The 16,234-nt window shown below is 70.5% G+C and carries 15 protein-coding genes and 1 pseudogene; 4 read left to right on the top strand and 12 right to left on the bottom strand.

What is annotated here, in order from left to right; genetic code table 11:
- Positions 1-7: 7 nt before the first annotated feature.
- Positions 8-273: pseudogene (locus ACH492_RS02450) on the bottom strand (gamma-glutamyltransferase family protein); the annotation flags it as partial.
- Between the two features lie 137 nt (positions 274-410).
- Here ACH492_RS02450 and ACH492_RS02445 point away from each other — a divergent pair.
- From ACH492_RS02445 to ACH492_RS02435, 3 genes are all read left to right on the top strand, one after another.
- Complete coding sequence (locus tag ACH492_RS02445; RefSeq protein ID WP_398981928.1) at positions 411-1,193, top strand: TIGR02569 family protein; 783 nt, start codon at positions 411-413, stop codon at positions 1,191-1,193.
- Positions 1,194-1,392: 199 nt separating this feature from the next.
- Positions 1,393-2,385, top strand: coding sequence for a glycosyltransferase family 2 protein (locus tag ACH492_RS02440; RefSeq protein ID WP_398983259.1), 993 nt, complete (start codon positions 1,393-1,395; stop codon positions 2,383-2,385).
- Positions 2,382-2,846 (top strand): GtrA family protein, encoded by a 465-nt coding sequence (locus ACH492_RS02435; protein WP_398981926.1) that lies wholly within the window; start codon positions 2,382-2,384, stop codon positions 2,844-2,846. Before ACH492_RS02440 ends, ACH492_RS02435 begins: the two co-directional genes overlap by 4 nt.
- On the opposite strand, the gene ACH492_RS02430 is transcribed toward ACH492_RS02435, so the two are convergent.
- The 3 genes from ACH492_RS02430 to ACH492_RS02420 all read right to left on the bottom strand — a co-directional run bounded on the left by ACH492_RS02430 (position 2,821) and on the right by ACH492_RS02420 (position 6,477).
- Positions 2,821-4,338, bottom strand: coding sequence for a DUF6056 family protein (locus ACH492_RS02430; RefSeq protein ID WP_398983257.1), 1,518 nt, complete (start codon positions 4,336-4,338; stop codon positions 2,821-2,823). The genes ACH492_RS02435 and ACH492_RS02430 overlap by 26 nt on opposite strands.
- Before the next feature lie 97 nt (positions 4,339-4,435).
- Positions 4,436-5,041, bottom strand: coding sequence for a TetR/AcrR family transcriptional regulator (locus tag ACH492_RS02425; RefSeq protein WP_398981924.1), 606 nt, complete (start codon positions 5,039-5,041; stop codon positions 4,436-4,438).
- Between the two features lie 5 nt (positions 5,042-5,046).
- On the bottom strand, positions 5,047-6,477 hold the full coding sequence (locus ACH492_RS02420) for an amidase (RefSeq protein ID WP_398981923.1): 1,431 nt from the start codon (positions 6,475-6,477) through the stop codon (positions 5,047-5,049).
- A 54-nt stretch (positions 6,478-6,531) separates the two neighbouring features.
- On the opposite strand from ACH492_RS02420, the gene ACH492_RS02415 reads away from it, so the two are divergent.
- Entirely contained in the window at positions 6,532-7,326 is a 795-nt protein-coding gene (locus ACH492_RS02415; protein WP_398981921.1) for an SDR family NAD(P)-dependent oxidoreductase, read from the top strand.
- Between the two features lie 89 nt (positions 7,327-7,415).
- Here the strand turns inward: ACH492_RS02415 and ACH492_RS02410 are convergent, their stop codons facing one another.
- From ACH492_RS02410 to ACH492_RS02375, 8 genes are all read right to left on the bottom strand, one after another.
- Positions 7,416-8,945 carry an NCS1 family nucleobase:cation symporter-1 gene (locus ACH492_RS02410; protein WP_398981919.1) on the bottom strand — a complete coding sequence of 510 codons (1,530 nt, stop codon included), beginning with the start codon at positions 8,943-8,945 and terminating at the stop codon, positions 7,416-7,418.
- A gap of 14 nt (positions 8,946-8,959) precedes the next feature.
- A complete protein-coding gene (locus tag ACH492_RS02405) occupies positions 8,960-9,961 on the bottom strand; it encodes a TIGR03842 family LLM class F420-dependent oxidoreductase (RefSeq protein ID WP_398981917.1) in 1,002 nt (333 codons plus the stop codon).
- Positions 9,962-9,973: 12 nt separating this feature from the next.
- The gene (gene hydA, locus ACH492_RS02400) at positions 9,974-11,380 is read right to left on the bottom strand and encodes a dihydropyrimidinase (protein ID WP_398981915.1); all 1,407 of its coding nucleotides are present in this window, start codon (positions 11,378-11,380) and stop codon (positions 9,974-9,976) included.
- Positions 11,381-11,409: 29 nt separating this feature from the next.
- Complete coding sequence (locus tag ACH492_RS02395; RefSeq protein WP_398981913.1) at positions 11,410-12,693, bottom strand: aspartate aminotransferase family protein; 1,284 nt, start codon at positions 12,691-12,693, stop codon at positions 11,410-11,412.
- Positions 12,690-13,532: a nitrilase-related carbon-nitrogen hydrolase gene (locus tag ACH492_RS02390; RefSeq protein WP_398981911.1), complete on the bottom strand. Its 843-nt coding sequence runs from the start codon at positions 13,530-13,532 to the stop codon at positions 12,690-12,692. The genes ACH492_RS02395 and ACH492_RS02390 overlap by 4 nt, the downstream gene beginning before the upstream one ends.
- Before the next feature lie 159 nt (positions 13,533-13,691).
- Positions 13,692-15,341 carry a hypothetical protein gene (locus tag ACH492_RS02385; RefSeq protein WP_398981909.1) on the bottom strand — a complete coding sequence of 550 codons (1,650 nt, stop codon included), beginning with the start codon at positions 15,339-15,341 and terminating at the stop codon, positions 13,692-13,694.
- Between the two features lie 87 nt (positions 15,342-15,428).
- Positions 15,429-15,809, bottom strand: a complete 381-nt coding sequence (locus ACH492_RS02380) for a PPOX class F420-dependent oxidoreductase (RefSeq protein ID WP_398981907.1) — start codon at positions 15,807-15,809, stop codon at positions 15,429-15,431.
- Positions 15,810-15,847: 38 nt separating this feature from the next.
- Complete coding sequence (locus ACH492_RS02375; RefSeq protein ID WP_398981905.1) at positions 15,848-16,225, bottom strand: winged helix-turn-helix transcriptional regulator; 378 nt, start codon at positions 16,223-16,225, stop codon at positions 15,848-15,850.
- Positions 16,226-16,234: the final 9 nt, after the last annotated feature.

The following is a 16,234-nucleotide window of genomic DNA, read 5'->3' as shown; positions in this document are numbered from 1 at the left end:
TGTCCGCTCAGCGCCCCACCGCGTAACCCTGCATTCCCCCAGGGTTCGCCGCGGCGGACAGCACACCCGTGCTCGGGTCCCTGGGGACCGCGCACAGCCTGCCCTCCGACCAGGCGTCGCCGACGGTGACGTCATGGCCACGCAGCCGCAGACCGGCGATGACGCCCGGGTCCATGCGGGACTCGACTCGACGGTGACGCTGCCCGGCCGCATGCCGCGCGGGTAGAAGAAGCCAGGGAAGCTGTCGCTGTGCCAGTTCGGCGCGTCGAGGCTCCTTCACTGGTGCTCGTCCACTGGTACTCGCCGAATCAACCGGTACTCGTCGAACGGCCCGCGCGGCACCGCGAATTCATCGGGCACGGAGAAAATGTTCGGCGTCCGTGCAGGCTGGCCGCCTACGATCCCCGGCCATGAGCCAGTCCCCCGCCCCATCCTCTTCCGTGCTCGCCGCCTTCGGGGCCGCCGGAACACCGGTCCCCCTCCCCGGCGGCCAGGGCTCCGCCTGGCGCTCCGGCGCCCTGGTGCTCAAGCCCGCAGCGATGGAGCCGGAGACCGCGTGGCGCGCGGGCGTCCTGCACCATCTGCCCGAGGCCCCCGGCTTCCGGGTCGCCCGCCCGGTCCCGACGACGGACGGATCCTGGGCGACGCACGGCTGGGAGGCGTGGCGGCTGGTCGGCGGATCCACCGATCCGCACCGCGCCGACGAGATCATCCGGGCGGGCGAAGCCTTCCACGCGGCACTGGCGGACCTGCCCAGGCCGCGTTTCCTCCGCGTACGCGACACCCCCTGGTCCCGCGCGGACCGGCTGGCCTGGCAGGAGACCGAGCAGGCCCCGGACTTCCCCCTGCTGAAGCCCCTCCTCGCCGAGCGCGGCACCGTCGACGCCCCCGCCCAGATCATCCACGGCGATCTGCTGGGCAATGTCCTCTTCGAGCCGGGCCGGCCTCCCGCGATCACCGACTGGCCGCCTTACTGGCGTCCCGCGGCCTACGCCTCCGCGGTGGTCGCCGTCGACGCGCTGTGCTGGTACGAGGCCGATCCCGCGCTGCTCGAGCGGTGGTCGCATCTGCCCGACTGGCGCCAAATCCTCATCCGCGCCCTGATCTTCCGTATCGCCACCCACGCGACGCTGGGCGGCGAGCGGGAGAGCGCTTACCGCCCGGTCGTCGACCTCGTCCTCGACGCCGGCTGACCGGGTCGGAGCGGTTCGTCGCTGCGTACCGGCGCCCCGCAGTGGATCGCCGACCGGTCCCATTCCGCAGCTCCGCTCACCCGTGTGGCGTGCGTGGGACTGTCCTCAGCCCGCCACCGCGCTCCACTGGAGGTGGCAGCGCACGTTCCAGGGAACGTGCAGCCGCCACCCGCACACCGGCGCATGGAGTGAGATGGCAATGGTCGATATTTCGGTCGTCGTGCCGTGTTTCAACGAGAGCGAAGTGATCGACGCCTTTCATGGCGCTCTGATCACCGCTCTCGAACCGACCGGGGCGACCTTCGAGATCTGCTACGTCGACGACGGCAGCAGCGACCGGACCATGGAGCGTCTGAGAAGCCTCGCGGGAGCTGCTCCGCGGGTGCGCTACACCTCCTTCAGCCGGAACTTCGGCAAGGAATCCGCCATCCTCGCCGGAATGCGCATGTCCCGCGGTGCTGTGGTCGTCCTCATGGACGCCGATCTGCAGCATCCCCCCGAGCTCCTTTCCCGCATGCTGGAGCTGCACCACCACGGCTACGACCAGGTCGTGGCCCAGCGCGACCGTACGGGCGAAGGTGTCCTGCGGACCGCCCTCAGCAGGGCCTACTACCGCCTTGTACGTCACTTCATGGACGTCGAGATCGCCGACGGGGCGGGCGATTTCCGGCTCTTGTCGCGTCGTGCGGTCGACTGCGTCCTGTCGCTCCCGGAGAGCAACCGATTCTCCAAGGGACTCTTCTCCTGGATCGGCTTCGACACGGTCAGCTTCACGTACCAGAACGTCCAGCGAGCTGCCGGGCAGTCCAAGTGGGGCGGCCGGCGTCTGCTCGACTACGGCATCGACGGGCTGCTCTCCTTCAACAGCCGTCCGCTGCGGCTGGCCGTCCACACCGGTCTCTGGCTCTTTGTGTCCGCGCTCGCCTACGCCCTGTGGATCGTCGCGAATGTCGTCCTGAACGGTGTCGAGACCCCCGGTTACGCGACACTCATCACCGCCATCGTCGCGCTCAGTGGAATCCAGCTGGCCACTCTCGGCGTCATCGGGGAGTACGTGGGCCGGATCTACCACGAGTCGAAGCGTCGGCCGCACTATGTGGTCCGCGAAACGGACGACTCCGCCGCAGTCCGTAACTCCGGCAACTCTGGCCTCTCGCTGGAAGCTGCCGGACACGTACGGCCGGAGTCATGAAAGCTCCGCCCGCCTTCCGGCAGTTCACCGTCTTCGCCGCGATCGGCCTCGCCAACACGGCCGTCTACTACGCCGTATACGCCGCGCTGAACATCTGGATGCCCTATCTGGCGGCCCATGTCGTGGGCTACGCGGTGAGCATCACCGGATCGTTCCTGCTCAACTCGTATGTCACCGTCCGTACGCGGCCGACCTGGCGTGCCTTCGCCCGGTATCCGCTGTCGGGCGCGGCCAACGTCGTGGGCGGCGGAATCCTTCTCCATCTCGCCGTGAGCAGGCTGGGCATGGACGAGAACCTCTCCGCCATCGTCGCGGGTGTCCTTGTCACACCGCTCTCGTTCCTGCTCGCCCGATGGGCCCTCACCCCCGGCGCGGCTGCCAACCCACGTTCCGGGCCGCAGCCCCCGCAATCCCCGCAGCGTTCGCCGGAGCAGGTCAGGGGAGCTGCACCGAATGAGTGACCCGGTCCAGGTGGTAGTAGTCGGCGACGCACCGGGCCGGCCAGATCCTGCGCCCTTCCGAGCCGAACGGCTCCAGCATCCCGCTGACTGAGAGCGGCTTGTACGGAAGAACCTTCGCGCCGCGCGCCGCCTGGTCGCGCAGCCAGTGGTCCTGACGGTCCCACTGGCGAGCCCGTACCTGCATTTCCTGGCCCAGGTGGTGGAGCGGGGCGAGCAGGCCCCCTACGGCCGCCGCGCACACCGTCGCGGCCGCTGCCGTCGCCACGCCCATCAGCCGCCCACGCAGACGCAGCGCGCGTCCCAGGAAGGCGCCGACGCCCACGAGCAGCAGGACGTACAGCAGGAGGTAGTCGTTCCACGTCCGCTCCGCGGCCACCACCCGTGCGCCGAAGACCGGGTAGGTGATGACGGTGCAGAGGTAGCCGGAAAGGAGGAAGGCCAGTGCGCCGAAGGATGTGAGCAGCAGCGGTCGGCACGGCAGCAGGACCGCCCGATTCCATCCCCTCTCGCCCGGGCCCCGCGCCAACAGGCCCAGCAGTACTCCGGCCGCGAACGCTCCCGCGTACTGCCAGGTCGTGAGGATCGTCTCCAGGATGTGCACGTACCCGCGCAGCGAGGCGATCAGCGATTCGGGGGCGAGCACGGAGTCGGTCTCGGCGCCGAATCGCGCACGCCGGTTGCGCGACCCCGGGGACGTCACCAGCACGAGCGCTCCGATGCCGATCCCGGCCATGCCGGCCAGGGACCAGTCACGGGCGAAGGCCCGGACCCGCTCGGTGAAGAGCCGACGGCTGAGCAGTACCACCCCCGAAAGCACCACCAGGGCGACGACCGATGTCTCCTCGGAGAGCGTCCCCATGAAGACACCCGCCACCAGCACGACGGCCAGAGCAGCGATCCGGCCCCGCCGACTGCGCGCCCGCAGCAACGGGATGGCCGCCGCGCAGGCCAGCACCGGAGGCACGGTGTGCGAGACCGAGGCGGCGGGCCAGTAGAACGTCTTGTACGTATTGGGGGTGGCGAAGAGGAAGACCGCCGTGATCATGGACGCCACGAGCAGCACGGCTCCGCGTGGCACCCTCTGGCCGGCCATGCGCAGCAGTTGCACGGTCAGGGCCCACAGCAGGACCAGCATGAGAACACCGCTGATCAGAGCGAACCACTGATGGCCGGCGACCGGGAATTTCGTGTACAGCCCGATGAGCAAGCCATTGCCGATCCTCCCGTTGTCGGTGACGTAGAACTTCGCGATCAGCCCCGGGACGCCGTGGTCACGCACGGTGGGCAGGAAGCACCACTCATCCGCACTGGGGCGGACCTGGCGGCCCAGCCACGAGGCCATGGCGAGCAGCCCGAGAGGCAGCAGGGAGAGGCCCACCGTCCAGGCGGTCGTCCACGAGCGGAGGAGACGTCGACGGCCCTTCCACAGCCGCGGGCCGGGGCCGTCACCCGGTTCCCGCGGGATGGTGACGCTCGATGCGCCGACGGCCACTTTCACCACTGCCTCTCGGGAACCCCCGGTCCGACACCGTAGAGGTGAATTTTCGCGGTGCAGTCCCACGGTCCGCACGGCAGGACCGGCGAATGGGTCAGCCGCCCGAGAAGCCGGCCCGCCCGGCGTCGTGGCCGACCGCTCCCCGCGCGAGCAGCAGCAGCGCGTCGACCAGGTCGTCGGCCGGGTCGCCCGTCGCCAGTCTGCGCAGTTGAAGGCCCATCACCAGCGCGACTGTGGTGGCGGCGAGGCGTTCGGCGTCCGGGACACCGAGGCCGGTGAGGATCTGCGCCGCGAGCCGGTCGTACGCGGCGAAGGCCTCGGCGGCCGCTTCCCGCAGCCGCTCGTCGCGCCCGGCCTGGACGTACAGCTCGAAGGGCGCGATGTGCTCGCTGTCGAAGGCGGTGCCGCCCGCCACCTGGCCCGCCAGGGCGGCGGCGCCGTCGATGTCGACGCCGTCGCTCTGGCACTGGTCTGCCAGTTCGGTGAAGCGGCGGGTCTCCTCGCGCACGAAGTGCAGCAGGCTCTCGCGCAGCAGCTCGTGCTGGGTCTCGAAGTGGTACGTGACCGAGCCGAGCGAGACCCCGGCCTCCTTGGCGATCCGCCGGTTGGTGACCGCCGCGACCCCGTCCTTGCCGATGATCTGCAGGACGGCGGTGATGATGCGCTGCCGGGTCGGGGCGGAGCGGGCCGGATTGGACATGACGGTCATTGTTCCACCGGCACGCTCCCGGGGATCACCGGGGCGGGCGGCCGCTTCTCGTACCACCGCTGGTCCGCCTCCAGTTGGGCGGCGAGCGAGATCAGCCGTTCCTCGCTGCCCTCAGGGCCGAGCAATTGGGCGCCGACGGGCAGTCCGTCGGCCGTGAGTCCGGCGGGGACGTTGACGCCGGGCCAGCCGAGGACGTTCCAGGGCCATGCGTAGGGGCACGCGGCCGCCATCGTCGCGTCGGTGCGCCAGGCGCTGAGTCCGTCGAAGGCGCCGATGCGCGGGGGCGGAGCCGCGGTGGTCGGCGTGAGGACGACGTCGTACGAGTCGAAGATCGCGCCGATCCTTGCGTGCTGGCGGGCCTCGCGGGCGCGGGCGGCGCGCACGACGCGGCCGCCGAGCCGGCGGCCGTTGCGCATGGCATGGCGGGTGCGCGGGTCGAGCAGGGCGGGGTCGGGGTGCAGGGCGGCGACCTCCGCGATGCCCGCGGTGGCGCGCGGCACGAACGCGAGGCCGATCAGGCCGTAGCGCGGCCGGGCCTCCTCCACGTGGTGGCCGAGGCGGGCGAGCGCCTCGGCGAGCGCGGTGACGGCGCGGCGCACCTCTGGGTGGGGCACGGTGCGGGTGAGGGTGAGCGGGGGCCGCCAGGCCAGGGCGATGCGCAGCCGTCCCGGGTCGCGGCGGGCGGCGGCGGAGGCGTTGATGGCGTCCGGGCGGTGCAGGTCCTCGGGGTGCGGGCCCTGCACCACGTCGAGCAGCAGAGCGGCGTCGGCGACGGTGCGGGCGAGCGGGCCGTTGACGGCGAGACCCTGGAAGGCGTCGGCGTAGGGGTGCAGGGAGACGCGTCCGCGCTGCGGTTTGATGCCCACGAGGTGGGTCCAGGCAGACGGGATGCGGACCGATCCCGCGCCGTCGGAGCCGAGCGCGGCGGGTACGAGCCCGGCGGCGACGGCGGCCGCTGAGCCGCCGGACGAGCCGCCCGGGGTGTGGTCGGTGGACCAGGGGTTACGGGTGGCGCCGAAGGCGGGTCCCTCGGTGAACGGCCACTGGCCGAGTTCACAGGAGTTGGTCTTGCCGACGATCACGGCTCCGGCCGCGCGGAGGCGGCGTACCGCTTCGCCGTCCGTCACGGCCGGAGCGAGCTCGCCGCAGCAGCCGAAGAGGGTGGGCAGCCCTGCCACATCGGTGTCGTCCTTGACGGCGAGGGGCACGCCGAGGAGCGGCAGCCGCTCCCCCGCCGTGAGGCGCCGGTCCGCGTCCCTGGCCTCCGCGAGCGCCGCATCGCCGCGTACCCAGCGGAAGGCGTTGATGGTGGACTGGCTGGCCTCGATGCGCTCGATCGCGCTCTTCACCAGCGCTTCGGACGTCGTCCGACCGTCCGTCAACTCACGTGTGTGCTCCGCCAGTCCGCCGGAATCTTCTGTGGACACGACCGCCCCGCCTCCTATTGTTCGTTCGAACGAACAGAACTGGAGGGTAACCAGATGCGCATCACCGGAGCAACCGTTCTGCTCACCGGGGTCACCGGCGGCATCGGCGGCGCGCTCGCCGCCGAACTGGCCGCCACGGGAACGAAGTTGATACTGAGCGGCCGCCGCCGCGAGGCACTGGAACCGCTCGCCGGCCGCTATGGCGCGCGCACGGTCGTCGCCGATCTCGCCGACCCGGACGACGTGGAACGGCTCGCTCGCGAGGCCGCCGGCACGGACATCCTGATCGCCAACGCCGCCCTGCCCTCGAGCGGTGAACTGCTGGACTACACCCCCGACCAGATCGACCGCGCCCTCGCGGTCAACCTCCGCGCCCCGGCCATGCTCGCCCGGCTGCTCGCCCCGGCGATGGTCGAGGCGCGGCGGGGCCATCTGGCATTCGTCGGCTCGATGTCCGGCAAGACGGCGACGAAGTACTCCGCGCTGTACGACGCCACCAAGTTCGGCCTGCGCGGCTTCGCGCTCTCGCTGCGCCAGGATCTGCATGACCACGGGGTCGGCGTGTCCATCGTCCAGCCCGGGTTCGTACGGGACGCGGGCATGTTCGCGGCGACCGGAGCGGATGCCCCGGCTGGGCTGCGCACGGTCTCACCCCGGCAGGTCGTCGCGGGCGTCGTCCGCGCCATCGAGCAGGACCGGGCCGAAGTGAACGTCGCCCCCGTCGAGATGAAGGTGCTCACCGCGATCGGCGGCCAGTTCCCCGGCTTCTCCGAACGCGTCCAGCGGCGCGCGAGCGGCGCGGACCGCACGGTCCGCCACATCGTGGAGGCACAACGCGAGAGCCGCTGACCCCTGGCCGCCGTGCGCTCCGTTCCGGGGCCTCAATGCCAGGGCTTCGGTGCCGGGCCCTCAACGCCGGGCCCTGAATGCCCCGAGCTTCAGTGCCGGGCGGCGCGGGCAACCGGCAGCATCAGCACGACATAGAGCACCAGCGCCGCGGCGAGGCCCACCGCCCAGCCGTAGTTCGCGAGGGGCTTGAGGAGGGGGATCAGTCCCTCCTCGGGGAACGGCCCCTTCCCCTCGGCCGAGTGCGAGCCGCCCACCGCCAGCACTCCGCCGACGGCGAAAGCGGCGACAGCGCGCAGATTCCAGCCGGAGGTGTACCAGTAGCGGCCGCCAGGGGCGTAGAGACCGGCCAGGTCGAGGACGGTGCGGCGGATGACCCAGTAGTCGGCGATCAGAATGCCCGCGACCGTGCCGAGCAGACCGCCGACCAGGCCGAGCCAGGTGAAGATGTAGAGCTCGGGTGTCTCGGTCAGCTTCCACGGCATGATCAGCACGCCGACGACACCCGTGATCAGCGCTCCCCTACGGAAGTTGATCAGCTTCGGCGCCAGGTTCGCCAGGTCGTACGCGGGTGAGACGACGTTGGCCGCGATGTTCACCGAGATCGTCGCGATCAGCACGGTCACCAGGGCGAAGAGAAGGCCGAAGACATTGTCGGTCTTGGCGGCGAGCGCGACCGGGTCCCAGACCGCCGCCCCGTACACCGCCTGGGAGCCGGAAGTGACGAAGACCGACAGCAGTGCGAAGAGGGTCATTGTCGTCGGCAGACCGAGCGACTGGCCCCAGATCTGGGCCCGTTGGCCCGCGCCGAAGCGGGTGAAGTCCGGAATGTTAAGGGACAGCGTCGACCAGAAGGCGATCATCCCCATCAGCGAAGGGAAGAAGACCGGCCAGAAGTCGGCGCCCCAGCCGAGCTTCGAAGGCTGGTCGAGGAGCGGTCCGAGGCCGCCCGCCTTGGCGGTTATCCACACCAGCAGCACCAGCGCGCCGACGATGACGAACGGCGCGGCCCAGTTCTCGAACCGTCGCAGCGTCTCCATCCCCCGGTAGATGATGGCCAGTTCGAGCACCCAGAAGAGCACGAAGCACACCCACAGCGTCCACGGCTGCCCGCCGACCTCGGCCGCCTTCGCCCAGCCGCCGAAGATCTTGCCGAGCAGGATGAAGATGCCCTGCCCGCCGATCCACGTCTGGATGCCGAACCACGCACAGGCCACCCCGGCCCGGACCAGCGCCGGCAGATTCGCTCCGCGCAGCCCGAAGGAGGCGCGCGCGAGCACGGGGAAGGGAATGCCGTACTTCGGTCCCGCGTGCCCGGTCAGCAGCATCGGTGCGAGCACGATCAGATTGGCGAGGGCGATGGTGAACACCGCCTGCTTCCAGTCCATGCCGAGGGCGACGAGGCCGGAAGCGAGCAGCCAGGACGGGATGTTGTGGGCCATGCCGACCCACAGCGCGGCGAAGTTGTACGTCGTCCAGCGGCGTTGCGCGACGGGAACGGGCAGCAGATCGTCATTGACGAAGCGGCTGTCGGTAGGAGCCGCGCCGGGCGCGAGCTCGACGCGGCCCGCAGAGTCGTTTATCCAGCCGCTGGACGGCGCGGGTTGAACGGTCTCGGTCATGTGCGTTGGCTCCTTCAGCGGTTGAGTGCCGGGATGATCTCGGAGCCGTACGCGTCGATGGTCGCTTCCTTCGCGTCGTGCATGTTGTAGACGGCGAACTGGTCGACGCCCAGCTCGCGCAGCGCCTTCAGCTTCTCGATGTGCGCCTCGGCCGGGCCGAGCAGACAGAAGCGGTCGACGATCTCGTCCGGGACGAAGTCCGTGGACGGGTTCCCGGCGCGGCCGTGGTGGCTGTAGTCGTAGCCCTCGCGTGCCTTGATGTACGAGGTGAGGGCTTCGGGCACCAGGTCGGAGTGCTCGCCGTAGCGGGACACGAGGTCGGCGACGTGGTTGCCGACCATCCCGCCGAACCAGCGGCACTGCTCGCGGGCGTGCTCGATGTCGTCGCCCACGTATGCGGGCGCGGCGACGCAGATGGTGATGGAGTCCGGGTCGCGCCCGGCGTCCGACGCGGCGGCGCGGACCGCCTTGACCATTGACTCGGTCAGATACAGGTCGGCGAGCTGGAGGATGAACCCGTCGGCTTTCTGGCCTGCGAGCGCCAGCGCCTTGGGCCCGTACGCCGCCATCCACACCGGCAGCTTTCCGTCCCGCACCCATGGCAACTGGACGGGCTGCCCGTCGACCACGGCCTCCCGGCCCTCGGCGAGGTCGCGGATGACGCCGATCGCCTCGCCGAGCCTGGCCAGGGTGTTGGGTTTGCGGCCTGCGACGCGCATCGCGGAGTCGCCGCGCCCGATGCCGCACACCGTGCGGTTGCCGTACATGTCGTTCAGCGTCGCGAAGGTGGAGGCGGTCACCTCCCAGGTTCTGGTCCCGGGGTTGGTCACCATGGGCCCGACGTGGAGCTTCTGGGTGTGTTCGAGAATCTGGCTGTAGATGACGAAGGGCTCCTGCCAGAGCACCGCCGAGTCGAAGGTCCAGCCGTAGCGGAAGCCGTTGCGTTCCGCACGCCGCATCAGTGAGACGACGGCCGAGGCCGGCGGGTCGGTCTGCAGGACGAGTCCGAAGTCCATGACGTGGAGCTCCTAGTTCAGATACTGACAAGTGCCTCGGGGGGTGTACTGGCCGTGTCCCGCCCGGCCGGTGAACTTGCGACGGTCGATGACCACATCGCCGCGCGAGAGCACGGTCTGAACCTGGCCGGTGATCCGCTTGCCCTCGTATGCGGAGTAGTCGACGTTCATGTGGTGGGTCTCGACCGACAGGGTCTGCTCGGCGTGCGGGTCGTAGATGACGACGTCGGCGTCCGCGCCCGGCGCGATGGTGCCCTTCTTCGGGTAGAGGCCGAACATCCGGGCCGGGGTCGCGCAGGCGACCTCGATCCAGCGGCGGCGGGTGAGGTGTCCGTCGACGACCGCCTGGTGAAGGAGGTCCATCCGGTTCTCCACGCCCGGCAGCCCGTTGGGAATCTTGGAGAAGTCGCCACGGCCCAGTTCCTTCTGGCCGACGAAGCAGAAGGGACAGTGGTCGGTGGAGACGACCTGGAGGTCGTTGGTCCGCAGTCCGCGCCAGAGCGCGGCTTGATGTTCCTTGGGGCGCAAGGGAGTTGAGCACACATACTTCGCGCCCCCGAAGTCCGGCTCGGCGAGGTTGTCGGTGGAGAGGAAGAGATACTGCGGACAGGTCTCGCCGAAGACGTTGAGCCCCTTGTCGCGGGCGGCGGCGAGCTCGGCGACGGCTTCCTCGGCCGACACATGGACGACGTAGAGGGGAGCGCCTGCGACCCGGGCGAGCTGGATGGCGCGGTGGGTTGCCTCCGCCTCGAGCAGGGCCTTGCGCACCTCGCCGTGGTAGCGCGGGTCGGTGTGGCCCGCGGCGAGCGCCTGTTCCACCAGGACGTCGATGGCGATGCCGTTCTCCGCATGCATCATGATCAGCCCGCCGTTGGTGGCGGAGCGCTGCATGGCGCGCAGGATCTGCCCGTCGTCGCTGTAGAAGACGCCGGGGTAGGCCATGAAGAGCTTGAAGGAGGTGATGCCCTCCTCCACCAGCAGATCCATCTCCTTCAGCGACGACTCGTTGACGTCGGAGAGGATCATGTGGAAGGCGTAGTCGATGGCGCATTTGCCGTCGGCCTTGGCGTACCAGGCGTCCAGTCCTTCACGCAGGGCGTGCCCGACCGACTGCACGGCGAAGTCGACGATGGTGGTGGTGCCGCCCCAGGCGGCGGCCCGGGTGCCGGTCTCGAAGGAGTCGGAGGCGAAGGTCCCGCCGAACGGCAGCTCCATATGGGTGTGCGCGTCGACGCCGCCCGGGATCACGTACTTGTTGGCCGCGTCGATGGTGTGGTCCGCGGTCCAGGCATCGGCGGCGGCTGAGCCGTGCGCGGCGAGCGCGGCGATCCGGCCGTCCTCGATCAGTACGTCGGCATGGACCTCGTCCGCGGCCGTGATGACCAGGCCGCCGCGGATCAGGGTGCGGGTGCTGCTCATGCTGGTGCGCTCCCTCTTGTGCAGTCGATCTAGACGCTGTGCAGGGCCTGTTCGAGGATGGCGGCGCCCTCTTCCGCCTCGGCGACGGTCAGTGAGAGCGGCGGGGCGATGCGCAGGGCGCTGGTGTTGTGGCCGCCTCCCTTGCCGATCAGCAGCCCGCCCTCGCGGGCGGCCTCCATGACGGCCGATGCCGCTTCGGGGTTCGCCTCGTCGGTGCCTGGCTTGACCAGCTCGATGGCGATCATCAGTCCCCGGCCGCGTACTTCTCGTACGGCGGGCACACCCGCGCCGACGGCCCGCAGCCGCTCGATCAGCAGGCCGCCGACGCGGCGGGCGTTGCCCTGGAGGTCGTGCTCCAGCAGATACGAGAGGTTGGCGGCGCCCGCCGCCATGGTGACCGGGGAGCCGCCGAAGGTCGAAATGGAGTTGGCGTCCAGGGAGTTCATGATCTCTGCGGGGGCGACGACGCCGCCGATGGACATGCCGTTGCCGATGCCCTTGGCGAAAGTGAGGATGTCCGGCGGACCGTTCTCGGCGTGCGCCTGCCAGCCCCAGAAGTGCTCGCCTGTGCGGCCCCAGCCGGTCTGCACCTCGTCGGAGATCCACAGGATGCCCTGCCGGCTGAGGACTTCGCGGAACGCGGCGTACAGACCGTCGGGCGGGGATGTGAAGCCGCCGACGCCCTGGATGGGTTCGGCGATCAGCGCGGCGACTCCGCCACGGGTCTGGCCGAGGACGTCCTCCAGGTCCGCCACGCACGCCTCGATGAACTGCGCGTCGGACAGCTGGGCGTAGGGGCCGCGGGTGCGGACGCCGCCGTGCACGTACAGCGTCTGCAGCGGGGAGAGGCTGGTGGGCGACCAGCTCCGGTTTCCGGTGATGGAGACCGCCGAGAAGGACCGGCCGTGGTAGCTGTTGCGCATCGCCAGGATCTGGTTGGAGCGGCGGTGGCCGGTCGCCAGCAGCAGGGCGGTGTCATTGGCCTCGGTGCCGGAGGTGGTGAAGAAGACCCGTGCGTCGGGGATGCCGGAGAGGGTGGCAATCCGCTCGGCGAGCTCGACCATCGGGCGGTTGAGATAGAGCGTCGAGGAGTGGATGATCCGCCCGGCCTGCTCGCTCACCGCCTTGGTGACCTCGGGGAGGGCGTGGGCGGTCATCGTGGTGAGGATGCCGCCGAAGAAGTCGAGGTAGCGGTTGCCGTCCGCGTCCCAGACATGGCGGCCCTCGCCGTGGGTGATCTCGATGGGCTGCTTGTAGTAGAGCGCGACCCAGTCGGGGATGACGGCCTTGTGACGGTCGTACAGATGGGTCATGGCTGCACCAGCCCGTCGTACGCGTCGGGGCGCCGGTCCCGGTAGAAGGCCCACTGCTGTCGTACGACGTCGATCAGGTCGAAGTCGAGGTCCCGTACGAGCAGTTCCTCCTCCTTGTCGCTGGCGACGTCGCCGACGAACTGGCCTCGCGGGTCGACGAAGTAGCTGGTGCCGTAGAAGTCGTTGTCGCCGTATTCCTCCTGGCCGACGCGGTTGATGGCGGCGATGAAGTACTCGTTGGCGACGGCGGACGCGGGCTGCTCCAGCTGCCAGAGATACCCGGAGAGGCCGCGCGAGGTGGCGGACGGGTTGTAGACCAACTGGGCGCCGTTCAGGCCGAGTTGACGCCAGCCCTCCGGGAAGTGCCGGTCGTAGCAGATGTACACCCCGACCTTGCCGACGGCGGTGTCGAAGACGGGCCAGCCCAGATTCCCCGGCTTGAAGTAGTACTTCTCCCAGAAGCCCTTGACCTGGGGGATGTGGTGCTTGCGGTATTTGCCGAGGTAGGAGCCGTCGGCGTCGATCACGGCGGCGGTGTTGTAGTAGAAGCCGGCGCCCTCGATCTCGAAGACCGGGACCACGATCACCATGCCGGTCTCGCGGGCGAGCTCCTGCATCCGGCGGACGGTGGGGCCGTCCGGGACGGGCTCGGCCCAGCGGTAGTGCTCGGGCTCCTGGACCTGGCAGAAGTAGGGAGCGTTGAAGACCTCTTGGAAACCAATGATCTTGGCACCCCGGCGGGCGGCCTCGCGGGCGTGTTCCTCATGTTTGGCAATCATGGATTCGGTGTCGCCGGTCCAGGTCGCCTGGACGAGCGCGGCGCGTACGACGTTAGCCATGAGCTGCTCCTTCGGCGGGGCGTCAGAGAGCCTCTACGCACGTAGATGCTCGTGCGTAGGAGGAGAACGTAAGCCCCGTCACACACTGGGGCAAGACCATCGTCGTTAACCCGCAGAGTCGATCATGTTTCACACCCGAGCGGTCCACACCGAACGGCTTCAGGCACCGAGATGACCTGCTACGCGCAGTGCGTGGACGAGATCCCGCTCGTGATCGGCGGAGATCGCACGGGCGACGTCGAGCAGCCGCGGCACGAGGCGGCGCGGGTCGAGGTCGGCAATCCGGGCGGTGTCCTCGGCGGCGTGGATCTGTACGTAGGCGGCCAGTAAAGCCCGGGCTTCCGGCTCCCGGCCCTCGTCCTCGAGGGCGAGTACGGCGTCGGCGATGTCGTCGGCGGGGCGGGTGACGCCCTGGCGCAGCAGCTGCCTGCTGTCCTCGGTACGGCCGGCCGCGGCGAGTGCGCCGGCGGCGGCGGCCAGCCTCAAGGCGGGCTGTGACGCGGTCTCCCAGAGCAGGGTGGCCCAGTCGGCGTCGAGGCCGGCGCGGTGCAGCTCGGCGGCGAGGAGGGGCAGCCAGGGCGCGGGCCGGGCGGCAGCCTCGACGAGCACGGCATGCGCCTCACCGCTGCGGCCCTCGGCTCTCAGTCGCCCGAGCTCGGCGACGGTCTCGCGGGCGGCCCGTCCCGCTCCGGCGGGCGCGACGGGCGGTGCGGGCGCCTGCGGCTCGGGGTCCGCCCCGCCGTACCGCGCCCCGCGCGGCACATCACCGGCGACGGGCAGCATGGGCACGGCTGCGATCTCCTCGCCGTCGTCCTCGACCCCGGCGAACCGGGCGCCACGGGGACGCCGCTTCTTGGCGGCGGGTGCGGGGGGTGCGGGGGGTGCGGTGGGTGCGGGGGGCGTCGCGGGTCTCTCGGCAAGGGCGCCCGCGGCGCCCGGCCCCGGGGTGGCTTCCGACTCGGGCCGGAACCAGCCGTCGGGGAGGTCGGGCTCGCTCGCGGCGTCCGGGACCGGGGCGGCCTCCGGCTCCGGCCGGAACCAGCCGTCGGGGAGGTCGGGCTCGCCGGGGCGCTCGTAGGCCTCGTACGACCCGTCCGGCCCGGGCGTATCCCGTACGTCTGTCCCGGCGTCCGGCGCGGCGGACGCGTCCCCGCCTCCGGGCCACCTGGCGTCCGGCTCGTACCAGTCGTCCACCGGTGCGGCCTGCGCGGGAACGTACCCCACGGGCGTACCGCTCCCGCCGGGCCCCGGCCCGTACCCGGCGTCCGCGACGCCCGGCGCCCGGCGTTGGCCGCGCGTCGACGCGTCCAGCGCGCCGAGCCTCGAACGCAACTCCGCGACGCGCGACGTCGCTCGCGCGTAGTCGTCGCGGGTCCACTCCAGTTCGTGGGCCAGCTGCTCCGCCAAGGGCGTCCCCTCCGGCTCGCCCGCCAGGCGGCGCAGCAGCTCCTCCGCCCGGCCCGTCGCGTACACCTCTTCCCGGAGCATCAGCTCCAGCCGCTCCCCCAGCGCCTCGCGGCCGCCCGGCCGCCGGTCGTGGGCCGCCGCCGACGCCGCGTGGAGGTGTCTCGCGCGGACGGACTCCTGTTCCGCGACGCCCGCCCCGCGCCGTGCCGCGAGGTCGTGGAGCAGCGCCTCCACCACGTCCCAGGGCGGGATCTCGACGCCGTCCAGACAGGCGTGCATCCCGTCGGGGTCACGCTGCCAGAAGATGCCGTACCAGCCGCTGCTCCGGTCGAGGAGCGCGGTCAGACCCTTCAGGTACCGCGCGAACACTCCGGCCTCTACCGGAAGTTGATGCACCACCATCGCCGCCCCTGCCCAACCGCCGCTTGGAACCTTTCAGTCCGCATGCATTCGACCCCAGGCGTGTTACGGCTGTGCTACGCGCTGTTTTCAGATCGTCACCGCGATGCCGGTCTGCGGCCGCTTGCCCCGCCGCACGACCGTGGCCGGCCAGTCGACCAGCCAGAACTGCCAGGTGTACTTGCGGGCGAGCAGTTTGCGAATCGCGCCCGTCCCGGCGGCGTCCAGCAGTCGCGCCGTGCCCTCCGCGCTCGCTGCACCGTCCGCGATCCGGCCGCGCGCGTCGCAGACGGTGACGACAACGCGGCTGTCGTTGCGCAGCCGCTTGACCTTCCAGGAGTCGGAGTTGGTCCACACGAGCAGTTCACCGCCGTCCACCGCGAACCAGACGGGCGTGGCGACGCCCGTCCCGTCTTTGCGGAAAGTGGTCAGGCTGATGTACCTGGCGTCTGCGAAGTCCTCAGGAGTCACGCGGCGAGACTATGCCGTACCGGAGTTCGAGTCGCGCGTCAGGGTCGGCGCTCGTACGCCTCTCGCGCCTCGGCCAGCTCCGGCAGATGCGTACTGGCCCACTGGCACGCCGCGTCCATCGGCCCGAGTGCCGAGCGGCCGAGCGCGGTGAGTTCGTACTCGACACGCGGCGGGTTCTCATCGTGCAGGGTCCTGGTCAGGAAGCCGTTGCGTTCCATCGCGCGCAGCGTCTCGGTGAGCACCTTGGGGGTGATCCAATGCAGCGGAACCCTGAGCTCGGAGAATCGGCGCGGACCGTCCTGCAGGCAGCGCAGCACCATTCCGGACCACTTGTCGCCGAAGCGGAACGGCTGCAACCGGCCCGCGCAGTCCGGATCGCCGAACATGTCGGCCCGCAGCGGCTCTCTCGTCGTCATCGTCGTCCT

It is taken from the genome of Streptomyces sp. NPDC019443 (assembly GCF_044389785.1).
Classification (GTDB): Bacteria; Actinomycetota; Actinomycetes; order Streptomycetales; family Streptomycetaceae; genus Streptomyces.
The sequence above is the reverse complement of the archived record's forward strand: the minus strand, read 5'-3'. Positions and strand labels throughout refer to the sequence as shown.